20 protein-coding genes are annotated in these 19207 nt (G+C 67.2%); 8 read left to right on the top strand and 12 right to left on the bottom strand.

Features of this window, described 5'->3' with window-relative positions; translation table 11 throughout:
- Positions 1-19 precede the first annotated feature (19 nt).
- Both tldD and JL101_RS14360 read right to left on the bottom strand, forming a co-directional pair.
- The gene (tldD, locus tag JL101_RS14365; RefSeq protein WP_203095829.1) at positions 20-1456 is read right to left on the bottom strand and encodes a metalloprotease TldD; all 1437 of its coding nucleotides are present in this window, start codon (positions 1454-1456) and stop codon (positions 20-22) included.
- A gap of 135 nt (positions 1457-1591) precedes the next feature.
- Positions 1592-3187: a lysine--tRNA ligase gene (locus JL101_RS14360; RefSeq protein ID WP_203095827.1), complete on the bottom strand. Its 1596-nt coding sequence runs from the start codon at positions 3185-3187 to the stop codon at positions 1592-1594.
- A gap of 139 nt (positions 3188-3326) precedes the next feature.
- On the opposite strand from JL101_RS14360, the gene JL101_RS14355 reads away from it, so the two are divergent.
- Complete coding sequence (locus tag JL101_RS14355) at positions 3327-4043, top strand: ABC transporter permease (RefSeq protein ID WP_228434836.1); 717 nt, start codon at positions 3327-3329, stop codon at positions 4041-4043.
- Positions 4044-4053: 10 nt separating this feature from the next.
- Here the strand turns inward: JL101_RS14355 and JL101_RS14350 are convergent, their stop codons facing one another.
- From JL101_RS14350 to JL101_RS14340, 3 genes are all read right to left on the bottom strand, one after another.
- The gene (locus JL101_RS14350) at positions 4054-4338 is read right to left on the bottom strand and encodes a hypothetical protein (protein ID WP_203095825.1); all 285 of its coding nucleotides are present in this window, start codon (positions 4336-4338) and stop codon (positions 4054-4056) included.
- Between the two features lie 125 nt (positions 4339-4463).
- A complete protein-coding gene (locus JL101_RS36510) occupies positions 4464-5837 on the bottom strand; it encodes an ATP-binding protein (RefSeq protein ID WP_203095823.1) in 1374 nt (457 codons plus the stop codon).
- Between the two features lies 1 nt (position 5838).
- On the bottom strand, positions 5839-6573 hold the full coding sequence (locus tag JL101_RS14340; protein ID WP_203095821.1) for a response regulator: 735 nt from the start codon (positions 6571-6573) through the stop codon (positions 5839-5841).
- Between the two features lie 188 nt (positions 6574-6761).
- Between JL101_RS14340 and JL101_RS14335 the strand changes: the two genes are divergently transcribed.
- The 4 genes from JL101_RS14335 (at position 6762) to JL101_RS14320 (ending at position 10262) form a co-directional block, all read left to right on the top strand.
- Positions 6762-7331: a Spy/CpxP family protein refolding chaperone gene (locus JL101_RS14335; protein ID WP_203095819.1), complete on the top strand. Its 570-nt coding sequence runs from the start codon at positions 6762-6764 to the stop codon at positions 7329-7331.
- Positions 7332-7434: 103 nt separating this feature from the next.
- Positions 7435-8007, top strand: coding sequence for a septation protein A (locus JL101_RS14330; RefSeq protein WP_203095817.1), 573 nt, complete (start codon positions 7435-7437; stop codon positions 8005-8007).
- Positions 8004-8933, top strand: a complete 930-nt coding sequence (locus tag JL101_RS14325; protein ID WP_228434835.1) for a heme-dependent oxidative N-demethylase family protein — start codon at positions 8004-8006, stop codon at positions 8931-8933. The genes JL101_RS14330 and JL101_RS14325 overlap by 4 nt, the downstream gene beginning before the upstream one ends.
- 246 nt (positions 8934-9179) lie before the next feature.
- On the top strand, positions 9180-10262 hold the full coding sequence (locus tag JL101_RS14320; protein WP_203095815.1) for a CAP domain-containing protein: 1083 nt from the start codon (positions 9180-9182) through the stop codon (positions 10260-10262).
- 94 nt (positions 10263-10356) lie between these two features.
- Here the strand turns inward: JL101_RS14320 and ahcY are convergent, their stop codons facing one another.
- Positions 10357-11661 carry an adenosylhomocysteinase gene (gene ahcY / locus JL101_RS14315; RefSeq protein WP_203095813.1) on the bottom strand — a complete coding sequence of 435 codons (1305 nt, stop codon included), beginning with the start codon at positions 11659-11661 and terminating at the stop codon, positions 10357-10359.
- 348 nt (positions 11662-12009) lie between these two features.
- Here ahcY and JL101_RS14310 point away from each other — a divergent pair, with 348 nt between their 5' ends.
- Positions 12010-12261 (top strand): hypothetical protein, encoded by a 252-nt coding sequence (locus JL101_RS14310; RefSeq protein ID WP_203095811.1) that lies wholly within the window; start codon positions 12010-12012, stop codon positions 12259-12261.
- Positions 12262-12282: 21 nt separating this feature from the next.
- Here the strand turns inward: JL101_RS14310 and ptsP are convergent, their stop codons facing one another.
- The 6 genes from ptsP to JL101_RS14280 all read right to left on the bottom strand — a co-directional run bounded on the left by ptsP (position 12283) and on the right by JL101_RS14280 (position 16699).
- Positions 12283-14112 (bottom strand): phosphoenolpyruvate--protein phosphotransferase, encoded by a 1830-nt coding sequence (gene ptsP / locus JL101_RS14305; protein ID WP_203095809.1) that lies wholly within the window; start codon positions 14110-14112, stop codon positions 12283-12285.
- Positions 14102-14413 (bottom strand): HPr family phosphocarrier protein, encoded by a 312-nt coding sequence (locus JL101_RS14300; RefSeq protein ID WP_203095807.1) that lies wholly within the window; start codon positions 14411-14413, stop codon positions 14102-14104. Before JL101_RS14300 ends, ptsP begins: the two co-directional genes overlap by 11 nt.
- Positions 14414-14429: 16 nt before the next feature.
- The gene (locus JL101_RS14295; protein WP_201070286.1) at positions 14430-14831 is read right to left on the bottom strand and encodes a PTS sugar transporter subunit IIA; all 402 of its coding nucleotides are present in this window, start codon (positions 14829-14831) and stop codon (positions 14430-14432) included.
- 51 nt (positions 14832-14882) lie between these two features.
- A complete protein-coding gene (gene rapZ, locus JL101_RS14290) occupies positions 14883-15836 on the bottom strand; it encodes an RNase adapter RapZ (protein WP_203095804.1) in 954 nt (317 codons plus the stop codon).
- The gene (locus tag JL101_RS14285; protein WP_203095802.1) at positions 15833-16282 is read right to left on the bottom strand and encodes an HPr kinase/phosphorylase; all 450 of its coding nucleotides are present in this window, start codon (positions 16280-16282) and stop codon (positions 15833-15835) included. Before JL101_RS14285 ends, rapZ begins: the two co-directional genes overlap by 4 nt.
- A gap of 153 nt (positions 16283-16435) precedes the next feature.
- Positions 16436-16699, bottom strand: coding sequence for an usg protein (locus JL101_RS14280; RefSeq protein ID WP_203095800.1), 264 nt, complete (start codon positions 16697-16699; stop codon positions 16436-16438).
- A 334-nt stretch (positions 16700-17033) separates the two neighbouring features.
- Here JL101_RS14280 and groES point away from each other — a divergent pair, with 334 nt between their 5' ends.
- On the top strand, positions 17034-17348 hold the full coding sequence (gene groES / locus JL101_RS14275) for a co-chaperone GroES (protein WP_203095798.1): 315 nt from the start codon (positions 17034-17036) through the stop codon (positions 17346-17348).
- Positions 17349-17412: 64 nt separating this feature from the next.
- On the top strand, positions 17413-19050 hold the full coding sequence (gene groL / locus JL101_RS14270; protein ID WP_203095796.1) for a chaperonin GroEL: 1638 nt from the start codon (positions 17413-17415) through the stop codon (positions 19048-19050).
- The last annotated feature ends 157 nt before the right edge of the window (positions 19051-19207 follow it).

Raw genomic sequence — 19207 nt, 5'->3', positions numbered from 1 at the left:
GGCTGGAGAGGTTTCTGGATCAGGCCGCCGCGGTGCCGCCGACCGTCAGGCCGTCGATCCGCAGGGTGGGCTGGCCGACGCCGACGGGCACGCCCTGGCCTTCCTTTCCGCAGGTGCCGATCCCCGGATCCAGCGCCATGTCGTTGCCGATCATGCTGACCTTGGTCAGCGCGTCGGCGCCGTTGCCGATCAGGGTGGCGCCCTTCACGGCGGGGCCGACCTTGCCGTCCTCGATCAGGTAGGCCTCCGAGGCGGAGAAGACGAACTTGCCCGAAGTGATGTCCACCTGCCCGCCGCCGAAGTTCACGGCATAGAGCCCCTTCTTGACCGAGCGGATGATCTCCTCCGGCGTCTTGTCGCCGGAGCGCATCACCGTGTTGGTCATCCGAGGCATCGGGTGGTGGCCGAAGCTCTGGCGGCGGCCGTTGCCGGTCGGCTTGACGCCCATCAGGCGGGCGTTCATGCGGTCCTGCATGAAACCGACCAGGATCCCGTCCTCGATCAGGGTGGTGGACTGGCTCGGCGTGCCCTCGTCGTCGACCGTCAGCGAGCCGCGCCGGCCTTCGATGGTTCCGTCGTCGACCACGGTCACGCCCGGAGCCGCGATCCGCTGCCCGAGCAGGCCGGCGAACGCCGACGTCTTCTTGCGGTTGAAGTCGCCTTCCAGGCCGTGGCCGATCGCCTCGTGCAGCAGGATGCCGGGCCAGCCGTTGCCGAGCACCACCGTCATCTCGCCGGCCGGCGCCGCGATCGACCCCAGATTGACCAGGGCCTGCCGGAGCGCCTCGTCCACCTGGCCCTGCCATGCGGCCGGGTCCAGATAAGCCTCGTAGCTGGTCCGGCCGCCGACGCCGTGTCCGCCGCTCTCCATGCGGTCGCCGTCGGCGACCACGACCGAGATGTTCAGGCGGACGAGGGGGCGGACGTCGGAAACGCGCAGCCCGTCGGCCCGGATGATCTGGACGGCCTGCCACTCGCCGCCGATCGAGGCCGAAACCTGCCGGACCCGGGGGTCACGGCCGCGCGCGTAAGCGTCGATGTCCGACAGCAGTTTGACCTTGGTTTCGAAATCGACGAGGGCCAGCGGGTTGATCGCCTCGTAGAGCGCCCGGTTGGTGCCGGTCGGCGGCTCGGCCATGGTGCCGCTGTGGCCGGCATGGACCGCCTTGACGGTCTCGGCCGCGCGGCGGATGGCGTCTTCCGACAGGGTGGAGGCATGGGCGTAGCCGGTCGACTCGCCGGAGATGGCCCTGAGGCCGAAACCCTGGCTGGTGTCGAAGCTGGCGCTCTTCAGCTTGCCGTCGTCCCAGGCCAGGCTTTCGGACTGGCTGTATTCCAGGAAGAGTTCGCCGTCGTCGGCACCCGCCAATGCTTCCGACACGATCGATTCGGTGCGTGACCGGTCGAGCCCGGCGCGGTTGAAGAAGATGTCGTCGGTTACGGCGAGGGTGCTCATACAAGACTCCGGAATGGGGGGATGCCGTGGCAACTGGCCCATCATAAGGGTAGAATACTTATGTGGGCCAGCCCCCGCGGATGTGAAGGGCCGACCGAGGCCCGCCCTTCACCCCGTCCTCGACCCCAGGGTCCGTCAATCCGCGGGCTGCGGCTCGATCTGCCGCTCCAGCGCCTGGGCGATCAGGTCGCGCGTGTTGCCGATGCCGTACAGCTCGATGAAGCTGCCCATGCGCGGACCCGTGGTCTGCCCCAGCAGAACCTCATAGAGCGCCTGGAACCAGCTCTTCAGGTCGGCGAAGCCGTGGCGTTTGCCGATCTCGTAGACCTGGAACTGGATCTCCTCCGCCTTGGCGCCTTCCGGCAGCCGGCCCAGCTCGTCCAGAAGCTCCTGCATCGCGGCGCGCTCCTGGTCGGTCGGCGCGCGGTACCGCTTGGTCGGCTTGACGAAGTCCTGGTAATAGTTGACCGCGTACTGCACCAGCCGGTCCAGGAACGGCGCGCTCTCGGGATTGGCTTCGGGCGCGTAGCGGGTGATGAAGCCCCACATCACGTCCTTGCTCTCCGCGTTGGCCACGCCGGCCAGGTTCAGCAGGATGTTGTAGCTCAGGTCGCTGCGCGCCTCCGGCGGATGGCCGCCATGGATGTGCCAGGCCGGGTTCTCCAGCTTGCGGGCCGGCTCCTCCTGCGGGAACTTGGAGACGAAGGCCAGGTACTCGTCCACCGCCCGGGGGATCACGTCGAAATAGAGACGCTTCGCGACGCGCGGCTTCTGGAACATGTAGAGCGACAGGCTCTCCGGCGGGGCGTAGCGCAGCCACTCCTCGACCGACAGGCCGTTGCCCTTGGACTTGGAGATCTTCTGGCCCTTGTCGTCCAGGAACAGCTCGTAATTGAAGCCCTCCGGCGGCTGGGACCCCAGGATGCGGCAGATCTTCCCGGCCAGTTCGACCGACGGGATCAGGTCCTTGCCGGACATTTCGTAATCGACGCCCAGCGCGTGCCATCGCATGCCCCAGTCAGGCTTCCATTGCAGCTTGCAATGACCGCCAGTGACCGGAGCCTCCTTCTTCTTGCCGTCCTCGTCCTCGAACACGATGGTGCCGGCGTCCACATCGTGCTCCAGGATCGGCACCTGGAGCACGCGGCCGCTGGTGGGGGAAACCGGCAGGAACGGGCTGTAGGTCGCAGCCCGCTCCTCGCGCAGCGACGGGAGCATCACCTTCATGACGGCGTCGTAGTTGCGCAGCACCGTCAGCAGCGCCTCGTCGAACCGGCCCGATCCGTACCAGTCGGTCGCGGACTGGAACTCGTACTCGAACCCGAAGCTGTCGAGGAATCCCCGCAGCATGGCGTTGTTGTGGTGGCCGAAGCTCTCGAACTTGCCGAAGGGGTCGGGCACCTTGGTGAGCGGCTTGCCCAGGTGCTCGCGCACCATCTCCTGGTTCGGGATATTGTCCGGGACCTTGCGCAGCCCGTCCATGTCGTCGGAGAAGGCGAACAGGCGGGTCGGCATGTCGGGCGCCATGAGCTGGAATGCGCGGCGCACCATGGTCGTGCGCGCGACCTCGCCGAAGGTGCCGATATGCGGCAGGCCCGACGGTCCGTATCCGGTCTCGAACAGGACATAGCCTTTGGCCGGCGTCTTGCCCTTGTAGCGCGCGATCAGCTTGCGCGCTTCTTCGAAGGGCCACGCCTTGGCCTGCAATGCCAGTTCCTGTTCGCCAGACATCGTACTTCACCGTTCGAAATATAGTTTGGAAGCGGCGACCCTAGGGAACTTGGGCGCGCCGGTCAATCGCGACGGGGCAGGCAGGGGAGTTGTCGCGGGCCGGCGAGGTGGCTACCATGCCGTCCCTCCGGAAACCCTGATGGCTTTCATGATGCAGGACGTGATCGACGCCTTCGCCGCCGCCGCAGGCCTGATCCTGGGCTTCGACGACCGGCTGGCCCAGATCGTGCTGCTGTCGCTGCGCGTCACCCTGACTGCGGTGGGAATCGCCATGCTCATCGGGCTGCCGCTGGGCGCCACCTTGGCGATCGCGCGGTTTCCGGGGCGCGGGTTCGTCATCGTCCTGTTCAACGCCCTGATGGGGCTGCCGCCCGTCGTCGCCGGGCTTCTGGTATATTTGATGCTGTCCCGGTCCGGTCCGCTCGGCGACCTGGGCCTGCTGTTCACCCCGGCCGCCATGGTGATCGCCCAGACGGTGCTGGTGACCCCCATCGTCCTATCGATCACCCGGCAGGTGGTCGAAGACATGTGGGGCGAGTACGAGGAGCAGTTGCGCTCGCTGGGATCCACGCGGCGGCGCGCGATCCCGACGCTGCTGTGGGACGCGCGCTTCAGCTTGGTCACGGGGGTGCTCGCAGGCTTCGGCCGGGCCAGCGCCGAGGTCGGCGCGGTGCTGATCGTCGGTGGCAACATCGCCGGCGTCACCCGCACCATGACCACCGCGATCACGCTGGAGACCGGCCGCGGCGACCTGCCCCTGGCCCTGGGTCTCGGCATCCTCCTGCTTGCCCTGACCCTGGCCATCAACGCCGCGGCCTATGCCATAGGCCAGGTGGCGCGGCGGTCGGCCGGCTGAGCCGATGGCGTCAGTCGTCGTACCGGCGCCATTTCTTCTTCTTGCCGTGGTGGTGATGGTGATGGACCTCCCGGCCGCCGTCGGGCGTGGTCAGGGCACCCAGAAGAGCGCCGCCGGCACCGCCGACCAGGGCGCCGCCGAGGGGATCGTAGCCGAACAGGTAGCCTCCCGCGGCACCCGCCCCGGCGCCCAGCGCGCCGCCCGTGGCGGCACGGCGCTCGGCATGGTTCAGCGTGCAGGCCGAAACCAGGATGCAACAGGCCAGCAGGGAAACGGTACCCAACTTCATCGTCATGGAAGAGCCTCTTGGATCAACTGCAAGCAGCCTGCCGCAATACCGGCGCATGCCCTGTGACCAGCATCACCCGGCTCGAAATAAAGCGGTAGTGCCGCTTTCGGATTTGGGCTCGGCCGGGGGGATTACGCCTCGGCCAGCATCAGGGTGGCGCTGAGGCCGCCGCCGGGCCGATTGCACAGGGTGACGTCGCCGCCATGGGCCCGGGCGATCGTGCGGGCGACGGACAGGCCGAGGCCGGTGCCCCCGGTGTCGCGGCTGCGCGACCGTTCCAGCCGGTAGAAGGGGGCGAAGACCTTCTCCTGCTCCTCCGGCGGGATGCCCGGCCCGTCGTCGTCGATGCGGATCGCGACGTGCCCGTCCTCCTGATGGTCCAGCAGCGCCACCCGGGCACAGCCGCCGTACTTCAGGGCGTTGTCGATCAGGTTGCCGATCGCGCGCCGCAGCGCGACCGGGCGGCAGGCGACGGTCCTGTGCTCCGGCCCCGAATACTCGACCGTGTACCCGGCATCCCCGAGGTCGTCGACGAGGCTCTGGAGCAGCGCCGCGAGGTCGATCGGGACACGCGGCTCCTTGCGGGCGTCGTCGCGGGCGAAGGCGAGGGTGGAGGCGATCATCGCCTCCATCTCCTCCAGGTCGGCCAGCATCTTGCGCTGCTGCTCCGGGTCCTCGACGAACTCGGCGCGCAGCCTCAGGCGGGTCAGCGGCGTGCGCAGGTCGTGGCTGATCGCGGCCAGCATCTGGGTCCGGTCCTCGACGAACCGGTGCAGGCGCGTCTGCATCTGATTGAAGGCGCGGGTCGCCTGCCGCAACTCGCGCGGCCCGGCCTCGGGCAGCAGCGGCGCCTCGCCGTCGACGCCCAGCCGCTGGGCCGCCTCGGCGAACCGCTTCAGCGGGGCGCTCAGCCGGCGTCCGGCCCACAGGGACAAGCCGAAGATGACCAGTCCGACGAGTCCCATCCACAACCCGAAGCGGATCAGCCGGAACGGGCCGTCCCGGTCGGGGTCGGACCGGAACACCAGCCAAGTGCCGTCCGACAGGGGCAGCGCCATCTGCATGACGTTGCCGAACAGCCGCGCCTCGATCGGCGCCAGGGGGCCCGGGCTGGGCGGGCCGTTCCGCACCTCGATCAGGATCTCCCGCGCCGGGTCCTCCAGCGCGTTGCGCAGCCTCCGGCGGAAGCCGTCCAGGGGAAAGCCCACTTGGTTCTGGCGGATTTCCGGCGCCCTGGGCCGCCACTCCACCTCCAGGCCGGGAGCATCCACCGCGCGCACCACCCGCGGCCGGAACTGGGGCGGGGTCTCGTCGGCCAGACGGACGATGGCCGCCACCCGCTCGACCATCTCCCGCGGGCCATGGCGCGGATGGCCTTCGCCGCGGTCGGTCACATACACCAGCGCGCTGACCGCCTGGGTCAGCACCAGCGCCATAAGCACCGTCAGACCGAGCCGGACCGCGATCCCCGCCGGAAGGAACCGCCGCTTGAAAGGCTCCCACATGTCAGGCCTTCGTGACGGTCGGGGTGAAGATGTAGCCGCCGCTGCGCACCGTCTTGATCAGGGTGGGCTCCTTCGGATCCGGCTCGATCTTGCGGCGCAGCCGGCTGACCTGGACGTCGACGCTGCGGTCGAACGGCATGGCGGTGCGCCCGCGCGCGAGGTCGAGCAGCTGATCGCGGTTCAGCACCCGCTGGGGATGCTCGACGAAGGCGACCAGCAGGTCGAACTCGCCGGCGCTGAGCTGGACCAGCACGCCGTCGGGCGACCACAACTCCCGCTTCGCGACGTCCAGCCGCCACCCTTCGAAGGTCAGGCCGCGGCTGGCGGGCTCCGCCGCCGCGCCGACCGGCAGGCCGGTGGAACGGCGAAGCACCGCCTTGGCGCGGGCCAGCAGCTCGCGTGGGTTGAAGGGCTTCGCCAGGTAATCGTCTGCTCCCATCTCCAGCCCGACGATCCGGTCCGTCTCCTCGCCCATGGCGGTCAGCATGATGATGGGGACGGCGCCCGCCGCCCCGGGCTGGGCGCGCAACCGTCGGCACAGCGCCAACCCGTCCTCGCCGGGCATCATCAGGTCGAGCACGATCAGGTCGATGCGCGACGTCTCCAGCACCTGCATCATCTCCGCCCCGTCCCGGGCGCTCGACACGCGGTAGCCGTGCCTGCTGAGGAACTGGGAGATCAGGGTGCGGATTTCCCGGTCGTCGTCGACCACGAGGAGGTGGGGCTGCTTGTCCATGGCCGGCATCTTCGTTCAGGGCTGGTCGAAGGGGTAAGGTAATTGTTGTAACGGATCGTTACAGCGGCGCCGCCGGTTACACAGCGTTACCAAATGCCCTTGCCGGAGACATCAAACGGCAAAGGTCGCGCCCCATCTTCAGGTCATCGAAGCGACGACCCGCTTCGCAGGACAGATGGAGATACAAGATGAAGCGTACCGTTTTGGCAACCGCCGTGCTCGGCACCATGCTCGCGGCAGCCGTGCCGGTCTTCGCCCAGGGCGGTCCCGGTGGCCCCGGCGGCGGCCCTGGCGGCCCCGGTGGTCCCGGCCCGCGCTTCGAGCGGATGTGCGAGAACCTGGACGCCCGCATCGCCGGCATGCTGGCCTTCGCGGAGACCCGCCTGAAGATCACCGACGCTCAGCGCGCGGCTTGGGACAGCTTCGCCCAGGCGGTCAGGAACAGCGAAGGACCGATGAAGCAGCGCTGCGAGAACCCCGAGGCCTTCACCCGGCCCGCGACCCTGCCGGAACGGGCAAAGCGGATGGAGGAGATGATGACGGCCCGGCTCGAACAGGTCCGCCAGATCCGCCCCGCGCTCGACCAGCTCTACGCCGGCTTCTCCGACGAGCAGAAGAAGACCGCCGACGAGATGATGGAGCGCATGATGCGCCACGGGCCGGGCGGCTTCGGCGAGTTCGGCCACGGACCGCGTCACGGACATGGGCACGGGCATGGCCATGGCGACGGCCCGCGCGGCGACCGCGACCGGATGTAACGGATGCGAGGACCCGGCGTGCCTGGGCGCGCGCCGGGCATCCTTCGCCGCCGGCACGCTGTTTTCTCTTTGAGAGCCGACGCGCCGCCGCTATGTAGGAAACGTGAACCAACTGACCAGACTCCTGATCGAAGCGGGGCCGCTTGCGGTCTTCTTCGTGACCAATTCCCAGGCCGGCATCATGGTCGGCACGGGCGCCTTCATGGCGGCCACGGCCGTGGCCGTGCTGCTGTCCTGGCATCTGGAGCGCAAGCTGCCGATCATGCCCCTGGTCGGCTGCTTCTTCGTGCTGCTGTTCGGCGGCCTGACCCTGTGGCTCGACGATGACCTGTTCATCAAGCTGAAGCCCACGGTGGTCAACCTTCTGTTCGCGACGGTGCTGTTCACCAGCCTGGCGCTCCGCCGCAACGTCATGAAACCGCTGCTCGGGACGGTGCTGAACCTGAGCGAGGAGGGCTGGCGCATCCTGACGGTGCGCTGGGCCTGCTTCTTCGTTATCCTGGCCGTGCTCAACGAGGTGGTGTGGCGAACCATGACGACCGACGCCTGGGTCAATTTCAAGGTGTTCGGGATCCTGCCGCTGACCCTGGTGTTCAGCGGGCTTCAGATGCCGGTGATCATGAAGCACCAGATCCCCGACGAGGCCGACCCCAAGGAGCCCGCGCGCGCCGAATGACCGCGGAAAGCGTTCCCGACTACCTGCCGTTCGCCGAGGGGCCGTTCCGCATGGCGATGGGCCTGATGGCCCTGAAACCGGCTGACTGGATCGAGATCGACGGCAACTATGCCTCGGAAATCGCCCTGCGCGACCGCCTCCTGGCCGAGCGGCGCGACGACGTCCTGGCGATGCGGCTGGAGGCGACCGAGGCCTGCCGCGAGGTGCTGGACCAGCTCGCCGGATTCCTGCCTGAGCGGTTTCCCGAACATTTCCAGCGAACCGGCCCGGAACTGCTGAACCACGTCACCGGCGATCGCTGGCTGGTCGAGGGCGAACTGTCCGACCCGCTGGAGATCGCCGGACGCCTGGTGCAGGAGGATCTCTGCATCCTTCAGGACGTGGAAGGCGAACTCCGCTTGACCGCGGGTGTCCTGTGCTTCCCGAACCGCTGGAGGCTTGCCGACAAGCTGGGCCTGCCCATGCTGGGCATCCATGCCCCGGTACCGGCCTATGCCGAGCGCCTGGGCAGGCCGGTGGACCGGTTCCTCGGGCTGATGACGCCGGATCGTCCGGTCTGGCGGCTGAACTGGTCGCTGACGGATGATCCGACGCTGTTCCAGCCGGTGGGGCACGGACGGCGCGACACAGACCCGAGCATCACCGCGGAGAATGCCGGGGCGCGCGTCTTCCTGCGCGTCGAACGGCAGACCCTGCGGCGGCTGCCCCGGACAGGCGCCGTCCTCTTCACGATCCGGACCTATCAGCGGCCGGTCGAGGCTTTGGCCGGCCGGCCGCAGGAGACCGCCCGACTGGCCGCCGCGGTCCGCGCCTTGCCCGACGACACCGCGCGTTACAAGAGCATCACGCCGTTCCGGTCGGCTTTGCTGGCCTGTCTGGATCGTATGGTCGATGCGTCCGCCAGTGGTTCGGCACAGCGGCTTTGATTGATTTATCGTAGGTCGGCCTCGGCCGAAGGCCGACGCCGACACCCTGCGTCAACGCTCCGCCGAACGTCATAAGAAACACTGTGCAGACTTCTAGTAATAGTCAGCAAGATGGATCGTAGGCCGGTCCGACAATGCGTTGCCCGGGGGAACTGGATCCGGACGGTGGCCCATAATTGTAACGGTACTTTCCATATTCTGCGGCCTATTTGTCTCTGTCAGAGGGTGTTTATTTGAGGTGACGAGATGACCGAGCCGACCGCGCTCGATCAATACCTGATCGAATTGATCAACCGGGCACGACTGGATCCGACCGCGGAAGCCGCGCGCCTGGGCATCGACATCAACCAGGGGCTTTCCGAGGGACAGATCAGCACGGTACCCAAGCAGCCGCTCGCCTTCGATCCTGAACTGACCGAAGCGGCGCGCGGGCACGCGGAGTGGATGCTGGACAGGGACGTGTTCTCGCACACGGGCGCCGATGGCAGCAGTCCCGGCATGCGCATGGCCGACGCCGGCTACGAGTTCACCGGCAACTGGCGCTGGGGTGAGAACATTTCGTGGCGGGGCTCCATCGGACAGGCAGAGGACCCGGTCGAGTCGGTGGACCGGCAGAACGACGCGCTGTTTCTGAGCCCAGGCCATCGCGAGAACATCCTTCAGGATGATTTCCGCGAGATCGGCACCGCCACCATCACCGGTGAGTTCCAGGGCTACGACACCCTGATGGTCGCCGAGAACTTCGGAAAGACCGGAGACGACCTGTTCCTGACCGGCGTCGCCTATGACGACCTGGACGGGAACGATTTCTACACGCCGGGAGAGGGAAGGGGCGGCATCAATGTTAGCGCGACCCTGATGGGATCGGCCGAGCCGATCACCCTGACGGATCTCACCGGCACGGCCGGCGGCTACGAGATCGCGGCCCAGCCCGGAACCTACGCGGTGACGTTCTCCGGGGGCGGGCTGTCATCCCCGGTCGTGCAGACAGTGGAAATCGGGAGCGAGAACGTGAAGCTCGACCTGATCGATCCGGATACCGCGACACCCGTCCCGGGCAGCGAAGTGGCCGGGGCGTCCGGCATGGACTCGCTTGCCTCGCTGATCGACTACGTGGTGGCCGAGACCCAGGGCCTCGACTTCAACGACCTGTTCGACCATGTCCGGACCGGCGAACCCTTGCCGGATGCCTGGGTGGACACGCTGCGCGACGGCAGCCAGGTGCTGCGGACGGTCGATGTCGATGCGATCGCCGACGAACTGTCGGGCTACGTCGACCTCGCCGGCCTGCCCGATCTTCAGACCGTCGACGGCGGCCAGTGGATCTGACGCGCGGCGACAGGGCTGCGGAGCGGGCGCCGTAGGCGCCCGCTCCGTCCCGGACGAGGGCCGGCCCGGACTTGCCGGGCCGGCCCTTGCCGTATCAGTACCGGTAGTGGTCGGGCTTGTACGGGCCTGCGGCCGGGACGCCGATATAGGCCGACTGCTTCTCGGTCAGCTCGGTCAGCTTCACGCCGATCTTGCCGAGGTGCAGACGGGCGACCTTCTCGTCCAGGTGCTTGGGCAGCACATAGACCTTGCGCTCGTACTTGGCGTGGTTCTGCCACAGCTCGATCTGGGCCAGCACTTGGTTGGTGAAGCTGGCGGACATCACGAAGCTGGGGTGGCCCGTGGCGCAGCCGAGGTTGACCAGCCGGCCCTTGGCCAGGACGATCAGCCGCTTGCCGTCGGGGAACACCACCTCGTCGACCTGCGGCTTCACCTCTTCCCAGGTGTAGTTGCGCAGGGAGTCGATCTGGATCTCGCTGTCGAAGTGGCCGATGTTGCAGACGATCGCCCGGTCCTTCATCTGGCGCATGTGATCCTGGGTGATCACGTCCACGTTGCCGGTCGCCGTCACGAAGATGTCGCCCACCGGGGCGGCGTCGTCCATGGTGGTGACCTGATAGCCTTCCATGGCGGCCTGGAGCGCGTTGATCGGATCGATCTCGGTGACCAGGACGCGGGCACCCTGGCTGCGCAGCGAGGCGGCCGATCCCTTGCCCACGTCGCCGTAGCCGCAGACCACCGCGACCTTGCCGGCCATCATCACGTCGGTGGCGCGCTTGATGCCGTCCACCAAGCTCTCGCGGCAGCCGTACAGATTGTCGAACTTCGACTTGGTGACGCTGTCATTGACGTTGATCGCGGGCACCTTCAGCGTGCCGGCCTTGACCATGTCGTAGAGGCGGTGGACGCCGGTGGTCGTCTCTTCCGACAGGCCGCGGACGTCGTCCAGCATCTCCGGATACTTCTCGTGCATGATCTGGGTGACGTCGCCGCCATCGTCCAGGATCATGTTCGGCGTCCAGCCGTCGGGACCGCGCAGGGTCTGCTCGATGCACCACCAGAACTCCTCCTCCGTCTCGCCCTTCCAGGCGAACACGGGAATGCCAACGGCGGCGATGGCGGCTGCGGCTTGGTCCTGGGTCGAGAAGATGTTGCACGAGGACCAGCGGACGGTCGCGCCCAGGTGGGTCAGCGTCTCGATCAGCACGGCGGTCTGGATCGTCATGTGCAGGCAGCCGACGATCCGCGCGCCCTTGAGCGGCTTGGAGTCGCCGAATTCCTCGCGCAGAGCCATCAGGCCGGGCATCTCGGTCTCGGCGATCGCGATTTCCTTGCGGCCCCAGCCGGCGAGCTCGATGTCCTTGACCTTGTAATCAGTGAAACCACTGGCGACGGCCATCTGGAAAACTCCTTGCGGTAACTGCGGTACGAGTGACTGCGCAGGGTTTATCAAGAGCGGCTCTCGCGGGCAAGCATAAAGATATCTTTATGTCTGCAACAATGTGCGGCAAGGGTGTGCGGTAGAAAGTTGCGGCGGCCTGCCGCATGGAACGGATGCGCGGCAGTTACGGTATCGTTGCGATGGCGGATCGACCTGCGCGAAGAAATTTCTGGACCGGCAAGCCGAAAGGAATATAACCAAGGGCTAATTTTCGCAGTTGCGGGATCGCAGGGTTCGGCCGAATCGCCGTGATGGCACCGGGACGATCCAGCGATGATCCCCGGGGCCTATGTGGGAGCCGATGCCATGACGCAGCCGAAGCACCAGCCGGAACAGCCGGCCATCCCGGCTCGCACGATAGGGACGGCCCTGCAACTCCTGCTGGGAACCGCGTTCCTGGCAGACCTGATCTTCCTGGCGACCGTTGGGCTCCATCTGTCAGACGGAGTCGAGGCTACCGGCCTCGCCCTTGCGGCCGGGTGCGCGATCCTGCTGCTGACGGCCTTGATCGGCGTGACCCGGAGGATCGGCGCGTCGGGGACGGCGAACCAGGGGTGACCCTGCTCCGCGCCTCGCCGGTCACGCCAGCGCGTTGAAATCGTCGAGCAGGATCGCGATCCGGCCCGCGTCGCTCTGCTCCATGATGACCCTGGCCCGGCGGGTCGCCTCCACCAGGTCAAGCGCCCGGATCCGGCGTTTGACCGCGAGCAGCGATCCGGGCGACATCGACAGTTCGCGGATGCCGAAGCCCAGGAGCAGGGCGGCATAGCGGGGATCGCCCGCGATCTCGCCGCATACGCTGACGGGAATGCGCGCCCGCAGCGCCGCTTCGGTCGAGAACTGGATCAGGCGCAGCACCGCGGGGTGGAGCGGATCGTAGAGGTGGGCCACCTGCTCGTCGCCGCGGTCGATCGCCAGGGTGTACTGGGTCAGGTCGTTGGTCCCGATCGCGAAGAAATCGCAGGTCGTCGCCAGCGCGTCGGCCGACAGGGCGGCGCCCGGGATCTCGATCATCACGCCCAGCGGCGGCAGCGGATCGGCGATGCGCACGCCGCGCCGCTTCAGCCGGTTGGCGACGCGGATCAGGATCTCGCGAACCTTCCGCACCTCCGAGACGGTGCAGATCATCGGCAGCAGGATGCGGATGGGGCCGTGGGCGCCCGCCCGTAGCATCGCCGCGAGCTGGGTCTCCAGCAGCTTCGGTTCCCGCAGGGACAGCCGGATGGCACGCAGCCCCAGCGCCGGGTTGGCGCAGTCCGCGAAGTGGCCGCCCAGCGAGGTCGCCAGCTTCTCGCCCCCGACGTCCAGGGTGCGCGCGGTCACGGTGCGGCCCTGCATGCCCTCGACGATGCCCTTCAGGCTTTCGTACTGCTCCTCCTCGTCCGGCAGGTCGTCCCGGTTCATGTAGAGGAACTCGGTCCGCAGCAGGCCGACGCCGGCGGCACCGCAGTTCATGGCGCCTTCGACGTCGCGCGGCATCTCGATGTTCGCGTTCAGCACGATCGACGTGCCGTCGCGGGTCACCGCCGGCAGGTCGCGCAGGCGCTTCAAGGCCTCCCGTTCCCTTGCCAAATCCTGCTGGCGCGACTGGAAACCGTTCAGGGTCGCCGAACCCGGATTGACGAACACCCGGCCGGAGATGCCGTCCACCACCACCCGGTCGCCGGTGCGAACCCCATGCATCAGTCCGGCGACGCCCAGCACCGCGGGCAGGCCGAGCGACCGCGCCATGATCGCGGTATGGCCCTCGGCCCCGCCCAGCACGGTCGCGAAGCCGCCGATCCGGCGCGGGTCCATCAGGGCGGTGTCGGCGGGGGTCAGTTCCTCCGCGATGATGATGCTGCCTTCGGGAACCTGTGAGAACGCCTGGAACTTGCGCTGCATCAGCACCCGGATCAGCCGGGCGCCGACCTCGCGCACGTCCGCGATGCGCGCGGAGATATAGGTGTCGTTCATCTCCGCGAAGCTGTGCGCCAGGGCGGCGATCTCCGCCTGGACGGCACCTTCCGCGTTGATCCGGTCGTTCGATATCCGGCGTTCCACGCCGCGCGTCAGGCGGGAGTTGGAGAGCATGGCCAGATGGGCGTCGAGCAGGAATCCCACGTCCTCCGCCGCCGACTCCGGCAGAAGCGACGCCTTCTCCTTCAGCTTCCGGATCTGCCGGCAGGACTTGCCGGTGGCTTCGACGAACCGTGCCCGCTCCGCCTCCACCTGGTCCTCGGCGATCTGGTATTCGGGCACCTGGAGCGTTCCGCTGTCGACCACGTAGGCCGGACCGACGGCGATGCCGGAGGAGACGCCCAGGCCGCGCAGCATCCGTTCGGGCGACGCATGCACGACGGGGGAGGTTCCGGGGATCCTGTTATCCGGCGGTTCCGGCGGCTTGGAGGAATTCCGGTCAGTCTTCATCGAACTTGCGCCCGATCAGGTCCACCAGCGCCGTGATCGCCGGCTCCGCCTGGTTCCCATAGGCGCGCAGGGTGACGGTGCAGCCCTGGCTGGCCGCAAGCATCATCAGGCCCATGATCGATTGGCCGGACACGATCATGTCGTTCCGCTCGACCTCGACTTCCGCGTCGTACTGGGCCGCCAGCTTGACGAACTTGGCCGCCGCCCGGGCATGCAGGCCGCGCTGGTTGCAGATGGTTACGGTGTCGCAGGCGTCCGGGGCCTTGCCGCCGGACGCATTCTCGGTGCCGGATGCCGACATGTTCAAGTCCTCGGGCTCAATTATCGGACAGCAGCGTCGAAGCGACGTTGATGTATTTCTGTCCGGCGTCGCGGGCGGCGAGCACCGCATCCGCCAGCTTCTCGGAGCGTCGGACGCTGGCGAGCTTGATCAGCATCGGCAGGTTCACGCCGGCGATGACCTCGACCTTGGCCTTGTCCATCACGCTGATGGCGAGGTTGCTGGGAGTGCCGCCGAACATGTCGGTCAGCAGGACGACGCCGCTGCCGTCGTCGACTTCCGCGACGCTGTTCAGGATGTCGAGCCGGCGCTGCTCCATGTCGTCATCGGGACCGATGCAGACCGCGGCGACCTGCTCCTGCTCTCCCACGACGTGCTCGAGTGCCGCGATGAATTCGGTCGCGAGACGCCCGTGCGTTACAAGAACCATTCCGATCATCGAACTTCCTTCTATCCAACCGATCTGAGCGCCGGCTTGTCATTTTCAGCGTCATCCCTGCCGGGTGCCGCTCCGTTCAAGGTCGCGGTGCGTAAGCCCTACCTTGTAACCCTGGCCGCCGAGCCATTCGGCCAGTGACTTCGCCACGAAGACCGACCGATGCCGGCCGCCGGTGCAGCCGATCGCGATCGTCAGGTAGCTCTTTCCTTCCTGGTTGTAGCGCGGCAGGAGCGGCTGCAACAGGTCGGTCAGATGGCTGAAGAAGGCTTCGAAATCGGGATCCTCCGCCACCCTCGCGGCGACCGGTGCGTCCAGCCCGGTCAGGGGCCGCAGGCGCGGATCGTAGTGGGGATTGGTTAAGAATCGTACATCGAAGACCAGGTCGGCTTCGCGCGGAACGCCCTGGCGGAACGAGAACGACGTGACGAAAACATGGAGCGTCGGCTCGGCGCTCAGCTTGAAGTGTCCGGCAAGGATGCGGCGCAGGTCGTGGATCGACAGCAGGGACGTGTCGATCGTGACGTCCGCCCGCTCCTTGAGCGGGGCGAGGAGGGTCCGTTCGCGGAGGATGCCGTCGGCCACCGGGCGGTCCACGGCGAGCGGATGGCGCCGCCGCGTCTCGGTGTATCGGCGCTGCAGGATCTCGTCGGCGCATTCCAGGAAGATCAGCCGCACCGCCAGGTCCGGGCGGGCGGCCAGAGCCTCGATCCGCGCCATCAGCGCGTCGGAACTGAAATGCCGCGTCCGGGCATCGACCGTGATCGCCACCGGCCGGGACAGCAGGTCGCCCTGCTCGACAAGGGCGTCGACCATGTTCATCGGCAGATTGTCCACCGCCTCGTAGCCGAGATCCTCGAGGCATTTCAGGGCGGTGGAGAGGCCGGCCCCCGACATGCCGGTGACGATGGCGACGGTGCGGGGCCTTGTCGCGTCCGGGGGTGGTTCCCGGGCCGGATCTTCGGAAAGGTCGCCGGCGGCCCCTCCCTCGGAAACTGAAGTCGTCATGGGAGGTCCGGCACCGGCTCGAGTGCGCCCGCCCTGAGGCGTGCCGCTGCAAGCCTCACCTTGGCCGGCGTCGAGGCATGGAAGGGGGCGAGGGTGACACGGCGAATCGGACGGTCGAGCAGCAGGCAGGTCTCGACCTCCGGCAGGCGCTCGATCCGGTCGTCGGCCGCGAGGTCGACGACGAGCCCGACCGGGGAGGCGCGAACGGCATCGACCGGCAGGATGCCGATGCCCCGGACTTCCAGGAGCCCGGCAAGCGGTTTCGGAGCCCGGGCCATCACGCGGCCCGCCGCGTCCAGGGTCAACTCGACCTGGTCATCCGCGACCAGACGAGCACCGCCGTCGATCAGGCGCAGCGCCAGATCGGACTTGCCGCTGCCGGAGGGTCCCCGCAACAGGACGCCGAAACCCGACAGCGCGACGCACGTGCCGTAGATCATTAACATGGTGTGGGGAGGTTGCTGTGCCCGCGTCCCGCTGTCAATGCTCAGCCGCTGGAATAAATAGCTCTTTCGGGATTTGCAATGCGATTCCGGTCGGAAGGACCGGAGCCGGATCGGCCGCCGCGCCGATGGCCGGCGCGGCGGCGCGTCGGGCGCTCAGTGCAGCTTCAATTCCGCATCGACGAAGCGGCATTCGCTCGGCGTGATGATGGAGTTGGACGCGACCTTCACGGAGTGCAGCTTGCCATCCAGCTCGCGTTCCCAGAAGGTCAGGAACTTGCGCAGCACGGGGTAGCGGGGGGCTATGTCCAGGTCCTGCCAGATGTAGCTCTGCAGGAGACCGGGATGGTCCGGCATATGGTACAGGATCTCGGCGACGGTCAGGCGATAGTCACGCAGCTGAAGACTCAAACTTGCCATGCAGATCTCCTCCGTGGTTGCGACCGGTGGGACTCCCGACATCTTGATCTTCGTCCGAGTGTGCCGCTGGACAATTTGCCTGGCAAGCGAAATCATCCTTTATAATCAGTAAGTTAGCAGCCGACGGCGGGGGCTGCTGCCAGCCTGTGCGGCGGCGTCGAAAAAATCCGCAAAAACCCTCTTGAAACGGATTCCGGCTTCAATTAGCTAGTTGGCACTTCTCGGGCGAGAGTGCTAACAGCGCGTGCCGCACACCCTCGGCCGGGGTCCATTGATCCCATGTTTTGTGGGCCGGCGAGACCGGCCCGGTTCTGGATTTGGAGGAGATTCCGCGATGAAGTTCCGTCCTCTGCATGACCGCGTGGTGGTTCGCCGGGTAGAGCAGGAAAGCAAGACCGCCGGCGGCATCATCATCCCGGACACGGCCAAGGAGAAGCCGCAGGAAGGCGAAGTGATCGCCGTCGGCCCCGGCGCCCGCGACGAGTCCGGCAAGGTCCATGCGCTCGACGTCAAGGCCGGCGACCGCGTGCTGTTCGGCAAGTGGTCCGGCACCGAGGTCAAGATCGACGGCGTCGACTACCTGATCATGAAGGAATCGGATCTGCTGGGCGTGCTCGACGGGACGCCCGTCGCCGCCAAGGCCGCCTGACCGGCGCCGCGCGATCCAGACCTGAAGTTTCCAGCCTCAACATTTCCAATCAGGGTTTACGAACATGGCTGCCAAGGAAGTCAAGTTCAGCATTGATGCGCGCAACAAGATGCTGCGCGGCGTGGACATTCTGGCCGATGCCGTCAAGGTGACGCTGGGCCCGAAGGGCCGCAACGTGGTGTTGGAGAAGAGCTTCGGCGCACCGCGCATCACCAAGGACGGCGTGACGGTCGCCAAGGACATCGAGCTGTCCGACAAGTTCGAGAACATGGGCGCGCAGATGGTGCGCGAGGTCGCCAGCAAGACCAACGACCTGGCGGGTGACGGCACCACCACCGCGACCGTCCTGGCCCAGGCGATCGTGCGCGAGGGCGTCAAGTCGGTCGCGGCCGGCATGAACCCGATGGACCTGAAGCGCGGCATCGACCTCGCGGTCGAAGCCGTCGTCGAGGCGGTCAAGGCCTCCTCCAAGAAGATCAACACCAACGCCGAGGTGGCCCAGGTCGGCACGATCTCGGCGAACGGCGAACGCGAGATCGGCGAGATGATCGCCCGCGCCATGGAGAAGGTCGGCAACGAGGGCGTCATCACCGTCGAGGAGGCGAAGTCGCTGGAGACCGAGCTGGAAGTGGTCGAGGGCATGCAGTTCGACCGCGGCTATCTCAGCCCCTACTTCGTCACCAACGCGGACAAGATGCAGGCGGAACTGGAGAATCCCTACATCCTCCTGCACGAGAAGAAGCTCTCCGGCCTGCAGGCCCTTCTGCCGGTTCTCGAGTCGGTCGTCCAGAGCGGCCGTCCGCTGGTGATCGTCGCGGAGGACGTCGAGGGCGAGGCGCTGGCCACCCTGGTGGTCAACAAGCTGCGCGGCGGCCTGAAGATCGCCGCGGTCAAGGCTCCGGGCTTCGGTGACCGCCGCAAGGCGATGCTGGAGGACATGGCCATCCTGACCGGGGGCCAGGTCATCAGCGAAGACCTCGGCATCAAGCTGGAGAACGTGACGATCGACATGCTGGGCACCGCCAAGCGCGTCGTCATCACCAAGGAGAACACCACGATCGTCGACGGCGCCGGGTCGAAAGACGACATCAACGCCCGCTGCACCCAGATCCGTCAGCAGATCGAGGAGACCACCAGCGACTACGACCGCGAGAAGCTGCAGGAGCGGCTGGCCAAGCTGGCCGGCGGCGTCGCGGTGATCCGCGTCGGCGGCGCCACCGAGGTCGAGGTGAAGGAGCGCAAGGATCGCGTCGACGACGCGATGCACGCGACCCGCGCCGCGGTCGAGGAAGGCATCGTCGCCGGCGGCGGTGTGGCCCTGCTCTACGCCACCAAGGCGCTCGACGCGATCAAGCCGGCCAACGACGACCAGCGGGTCGGCGTCGAGATCATCCGCCGCGCCCTGCAGGCTCCGGCGCGCCAGATCGCGGTGAACGCCGGCGTCGACGGGTCGATCGTGGTCGGCAAGCTGATCGAGCAGACCGACACCAGCTTCGGCTACAACGCCCAGACCAACCAATACGGCGATATGTTCCAGTTCGGCGTGATCGACCCGACCAAGGTCGTCCGCACCGCGCTGCAGGACGCCGCTTCGGTCGCCGGCCTGCTGATCACCACCGAGGCGATGGTGGCCGACAAGCCGGAGAAGAAGCCCGCCCCGGCCGGCATGCCCGGCGGCGGCATGGGCGACATGGACTTCTGATCCGGTCGTTCAATATACTTGTATCGATGCAATCGCCTTGGGCGGCCCGCTTGGGCCGCCCTTTTTCTTAGCGGTCCTCGGCTGCTCCGGACCGCTGACCCGGCAGAGTCCTCTGTCGCTCCCACATATCCGAGGCTATCTGTGTCATCTGTAGCCG

It is taken from the genome of Skermanella rosea (assembly GCF_016806835.2).
GTDB classification, from domain to species: Bacteria; Pseudomonadota; Alphaproteobacteria; order Azospirillales; family Azospirillaceae; genus Skermanella; species Skermanella rosea.
Note: the sequence above shows the minus strand (reverse complement) of the source record. Positions and strands in the feature narration are given on the sequence as shown.

Coding starts and splice junctions, on each gene's coding strand:
- tldD (WP_203095829.1), bottom strand. CDS start 1,456: ATGAGCACCCTCGCCGTAACCGACGACATCTTCTTCAACCGCGCCGGG.
- JL101_RS14360 (WP_203095827.1), bottom strand. CDS start 3,187: ATGTCTGGCGAACAGGAACTGGCATTGCAGGCCAAGGCGTGGCCCTTC.
- JL101_RS14355 (WP_228434836.1), top strand. CDS start 3,327: ATGGCTTTCATGATGCAGGACGTGATCGACGCCTTCGCCGCCGCCGCA.
- JL101_RS14350 (WP_203095825.1), bottom strand. CDS start 4,338: ATGACGATGAAGTTGGGTACCGTTTCCCTGCTGGCCTGTTGCATCCTG.
- JL101_RS36510 (WP_203095823.1), bottom strand. CDS start 5,837: ATGTGGGAGCCTTTCAAGCGGCGGTTCCTTCCGGCGGGGATCGCGGTC.
- JL101_RS14340 (WP_203095821.1), bottom strand. CDS start 6,573: ATGGACAAGCAGCCCCACCTCCTCGTGGTCGACGACGACCGGGAAATC.
- JL101_RS14335 (WP_203095819.1), top strand. CDS start 6,762: ATGAAGCGTACCGTTTTGGCAACCGCCGTGCTCGGCACCATGCTCGCG.
- JL101_RS14325 (WP_228434835.1), top strand. CDS start 8,004: ATGACCGCGGAAAGCGTTCCCGACTACCTGCCGTTCGCCGAGGGGCCG.
- JL101_RS14320 (WP_203095815.1), top strand. CDS start 9,180: ATGACCGAGCCGACCGCGCTCGATCAATACCTGATCGAATTGATCAAC.
- ahcY (WP_203095813.1), bottom strand. CDS start 11,661: ATGGCCGTCGCCAGTGGTTTCACTGATTACAAGGTCAAGGACATCGAG.
- JL101_RS14310 (WP_203095811.1), top strand. CDS start 12,010: ATGACGCAGCCGAAGCACCAGCCGGAACAGCCGGCCATCCCGGCTCGC.
- ptsP (WP_203095809.1), bottom strand. CDS start 14,112: ATGAAGACTGACCGGAATTCCTCCAAGCCGCCGGAACCGCCGGATAAC.
- JL101_RS14300 (WP_203095807.1), bottom strand. CDS start 14,413: ATGTCGGCATCCGGCACCGAGAATGCGTCCGGCGGCAAGGCCCCGGAC.
- JL101_RS14295 (WP_201070286.1), bottom strand. CDS start 14,831: ATGATCGGAATGGTTCTTGTAACGCACGGGCGTCTCGCGACCGAATTC.
- rapZ (WP_203095804.1), bottom strand. CDS start 15,836: ATGACGACTTCAGTTTCCGAGGGAGGGGCCGCCGGCGACCTTTCCGAA.
- JL101_RS14285 (WP_203095802.1), bottom strand. CDS start 16,282: ATGTTAATGATCTACGGCACGTGCGTCGCGCTGTCGGGTTTCGGCGTC.
- JL101_RS14280 (WP_203095800.1), bottom strand. CDS start 16,699: ATGGCAAGTTTGAGTCTTCAGCTGCGTGACTATCGCCTGACCGTCGCC.
- groES (WP_203095798.1), top strand. CDS start 17,034: ATGAAGTTCCGTCCTCTGCATGACCGCGTGGTGGTTCGCCGGGTAGAG.
- groL (WP_203095796.1), top strand. CDS start 17,413: ATGGCTGCCAAGGAAGTCAAGTTCAGCATTGATGCGCGCAACAAGATG.